At 66.5% G+C, this 3,795-nt stretch carries 3 protein-coding genes; all 3 read left to right on the forward strand.

Features of this window, described 5'->3' with window-relative positions; all coding sequences use genetic code 11:
* The coding region (locus tag JNN06_RS02195; protein WP_291237963.1) for a pyridoxamine 5'-phosphate oxidase family protein at positions 1 to 685 on the forward strand (685 nt) is incomplete at its 5' end.
* A 221-nt stretch (positions 686 to 906) separates the two neighbouring features.
* Entirely contained in the window at positions 907 to 1,377 is a 471-nt protein-coding gene (secG, locus tag JNN06_RS02200) for a preprotein translocase subunit SecG (RefSeq protein WP_291237964.1), read from the forward strand.
* 257 nt (positions 1,378 to 1,634) lie between these two features.
* Positions 1,635 to 3,278 carry a CTP synthase gene (locus tag JNN06_RS02205; protein WP_291237965.1) on the forward strand — a complete coding sequence of 548 codons (1,644 nt, stop codon included), beginning with the start codon at positions 1,635 to 1,637 and terminating at the stop codon, positions 3,276 to 3,278.
* The last annotated feature ends 517 nt before the right edge of the window (positions 3,279 to 3,795 follow it).

The raw sequence follows: 3,795 nt of genomic DNA on the forward strand, positions 1-3,795 counted from the left end.
CAACCCCAAACGGGCGGTCTATGACCGCGCAACCGTGCATGCCATTCTGGATGCGGCGATGATCTGCCATCTGGCCTATCAGATCGACGGCCAACCCTATTGCACGCCCACGATCCATTGGCGCGAGGGCGAATGGCTCTATTGGCACGGCTCCTCGGCCAGCCGCGCGCTGCGGGCGCAGGCAAACGGGGCGCAAGGCAAGGGGCTGCGGGTCTGCCTCACCGTCACGCATCTCGATGGCATCGTGCTGGCGCGTTCGGCCTTCAACCACAGCTGCAACTTCCGCTCGGCCATGATCTTCGGCACCGCCGAACTGGTCACCGATCCCGCCGAGAAACAGGCGGCGCTCCTGGCCATCACCGACCGGCTGATCCCCGGCCGCAATGCCGAGCTGCGCGAGATGGCGGCGCAAGAGATCAAGGCCACCTCGGTGATGCGCATGCAGATCGAGGCCGCTTCGGCCAAGGTGCGCGCGGTGAATGTGGGCGATGACGCGGAAGACGGCAGCCACCCGGTCTGGGCCGGGGTGATTCCGGTCCTCACCACCCTTGGCACGCCCGAACCCTCGCCCATCCTGCCCGCAACCACCGCCCTGCCCGCCCACCTCGCCCCCTTCGCCACCGGGCGCAAGCTGGACGAGGCGCTGCTGGAGACGCAAGCCACCTATGAGGCCACCCGTCCCTGACACTCGGCGCGCTGACCGTCTGCCCTGGCGCCTGCTCATTCACCTGTTTCTAAATATCCTCAGGGGGTGAGCCCCAAAGGGGCGAGGGGGCGCGAGCGCCCCCTGACATCCTTCGGCGAAGGATGTTCCCGCGCAACATAAAGCCACAGGGCTTGCGCGCGCCGCCCCTTCCGCCTAGATAGGCGCGTCAGCATGATCTGTAGCACGAATTGGGCGGCCCCATGGAAAACGTCATCCTCACCATCCACCTGATCCTCGCGCTTCTGCTGATCGGCGTTGTGCTGTTGCAGCGCTCCGAAGGGGGCGGGCTGGGCATGGGTGGCGGCGGTGGCGGCGCGATTTCCGCCCGCGGCGCGGCCAATGCGCTGACCAAACTGACCTGGATCTTCGCCGCCGGCTTCATCGTCACCTCGCTGACGCTGACCATTCTGGCCGCGCGGGATGTGGGCGGTTCGGTGACCGAGCAGATCGGCGGCTCGCTGGTGCCGCAGGCTCCGGCTGTGCCCGCCGCGAGTGACCTGACGCTGCCCGCGCCCGCAGGCGATGCGCCGCTGGCCCCGCCGCGCCCGGAGGCCGCAACCCCGGCTGCTCCGGCAACGCCCGCACCGGCTCCGGCAACGCCCGCAGCCCCGGCAACGCCCGCTCCGGCAGCCCCTGCTCCGGCAACCCCCGCCCCGGCCCCGTCCAACTAAGGCCGTCCCCGGCTGGCAGGGCTCGCCCCTGCCCCCCTGGCCCGCCCCCGCGCGGGCCACAATCCTTCGCTCCTCCCCGCCCCCGCGCGGGCCACAATCCTTTGCCCCTCGCCCCCTCTCATCGACAGCATCTAGCGTTGCTGTTGCGCTTTGGCCGGAATGCGGCTAAGGCTCAACTCCCGTGATGCTGCGATTCCCGATGGGTGACCAAGGGGCGAATCGTGCAGTCCAGACGTTTATTCACGGGAGTTCACCGCATGGCACGTTACATCTTCATCACCGGCGGCGTGGTGTCCTCTCTCGGCAAGGGGCTGGCCTCTGCCGCGCTTGGCGCACTTTTGCAGGCGCGCGGCTATTCGGTGCGCCTGCGCAAGCTCGACCCCTATCTGAACGTCGATCCCGGCACCATGTCGCCCTTTGAACATGGCGAGGTCTTCGTCACCGATGACGGCGCCGAGACCGATCTCGACCTCGGCCATTACGAGCGTTTCACCGGCGTTTCGGCCCGCAAGACCGATTCCATCTCCTCGGGCCGCATCTATTCCAATGTGCTGGAGAAAGAGCGCCGCGGCGATTATCTGGGCAAGACCATTCAGGTCGTCCCCCACGTCACCAATGAAATCAAGGATTTCCTCCGCGTGGGCGAGGCCGAGTGCGATTTCATGCTCTGCGAGATCGGCGGCACGGTGGGCGACATCGAGGGCCTGCCCTTCTTCGAGGCCATCCGCCAGTTCATCCACGAGCGCCCGCGCGGCGAATGTATCCTGATGCACCTCACCCTCCTGCCCTATCTGGCGGCCAGCGGCGAGCTGAAGACCAAGCCCACCCAGCATTCGGTCAAGGAGCTGCAATCCATCGGCCTCGCGCCCGATGTGCTGGTCTGCCGCAGCGAACACCCGATCCCCGAGCGCGAGCTGGAAAAGATCGCCCTGTTCTGCAATGTGCGCAAACAGGCCGTGGTGCCCGCCTATGACCTGAAAACCATCTATGAGGCGCCGCTGGCCTATCATCGCGCGGGCCTTGATCAGGCCGTGCTGAACGCTTTCGGCATCGAGCCCGCGCCCAAGCCCAATCTCGCGCGGTGGGAAGATGTGATGGACCGCATCACCAACCCCGAGGGCGAGGTGCGCGTGGCGATCGTCGGCAAATATACCCAGCTTGAGGATGCCTATAAATCCATCGCCGAGGCGCTGACACATGGCGGCATGGCGAACCGGGTGAAGGTGCGGGCCGAGTGGATCGACAGCGAGATCTTCGAGAAGGAAGACCCCGCCCCGCATCTGGAGCGGTTCCAGGCCATCCTCGTGCCCGGCGGCTTTGGCGAGCGCGGCACCGAGGGCAAGATCAAGGCCGCGCGCTATGCCCGCGAGAAGGGCATCCCCTATCTGGGCATCTGCCTTGGCATGCAGATGGCGGTGATCGAGGCCGCGCGCAATCTGGCGGGCCTGTCGGATGCCGGGTCGGAGGAGTTCGACCACGAGGCCGGCGCCAAGCGCTTTACCCCCGTCGTCTATCACCTGAAGGAATGGGTGCAGGGCAACCATGTGGTTGCGCGGAAACTGGGTGATGACAAGGGCGGCACCATGCGTCTGGGCGCCTATGACGCCACGCTGGTCGCCGGGTCGAAAGTGGCCGAGATCTATGGCAGCACCCGCATCGAGGAGCGCCACCGCCACCGCTATGAGGTGGATACCCAGTTCAAGGACAAGCTGGAGGCCTGCGGTCTGGTGTTCTCCGGCATGTCGCCCGATGGCCGCCTGCCCGAGATCGTCGAGGTGAAGGGCCACCCCTGGTATATCGGCGTTCAATTCCACCCCGAACTGAAATCCAAACCCTTCGCCCCCCACCCGCTCTTCGCCAGCTTCGTGGAAGCGGCAGTCGGGGTCAGCCGCCTGGTGTGATCCATCGCCGCGCTGCGTGCCGAGCCACGCTGTGGTGACGAGCCGCCACCAGATCAACCGACGCACCCCATGACCGAGGCCATCGCCTCGGTCACGCGGCATCTTATCCGCGTTTGGCCGTTGGCCCAAAGCCACCGGGTGAGCGGCCCGCCCTCCGGGTGCGAGCCTGTGTAAAATGGGCAGATGCGGTCTTGGCTCATCGCTCCCAAAAGGCCGGGAAAACACGACACGTTTCCTGATCCCGCCCGAACTGACCGAGGCCATCGCCTCGGTCACGCGGCATCGTATCCGCGTTTGGGCCGTTGGCCCAAAGCCACCGGGTGAGCGGCCCCGCCCTCCGGGTGCGAGCCTGTGTAAAATGGGCAGATCCGGTCTTGGCTCATCGCTCCCACAGGGCCGGGAAAATACGATGCGTATCCTAAACCCGGCCCGAAATGGCCGAGGCCATCGCCTCGGTCATGTGGCACCGTTTCCGCGTTTGGGCCGGTGGCCCAAAGCCACCGGCCAGCGCCCGCCC

Origin of the sequence: Gemmobacter sp. (assembly GCF_016792925.1) — a bacterium.
Taxonomy (GTDB): domain Bacteria; phylum Pseudomonadota; class Alphaproteobacteria; order Rhodobacterales; family Rhodobacteraceae; genus Gemmobacter.

Coding starts and splice junctions, on each gene's coding strand:
- secG (WP_291237964.1), top strand. CDS start 907: ATGGAAAACGTCATCCTCACCATCCACCTGATCCTCGCGCTTCTGCTG.
- JNN06_RS02205 (WP_291237965.1), top strand. CDS start 1,635: ATGGCACGTTACATCTTCATCACCGGCGGCGTGGTGTCCTCTCTCGGC.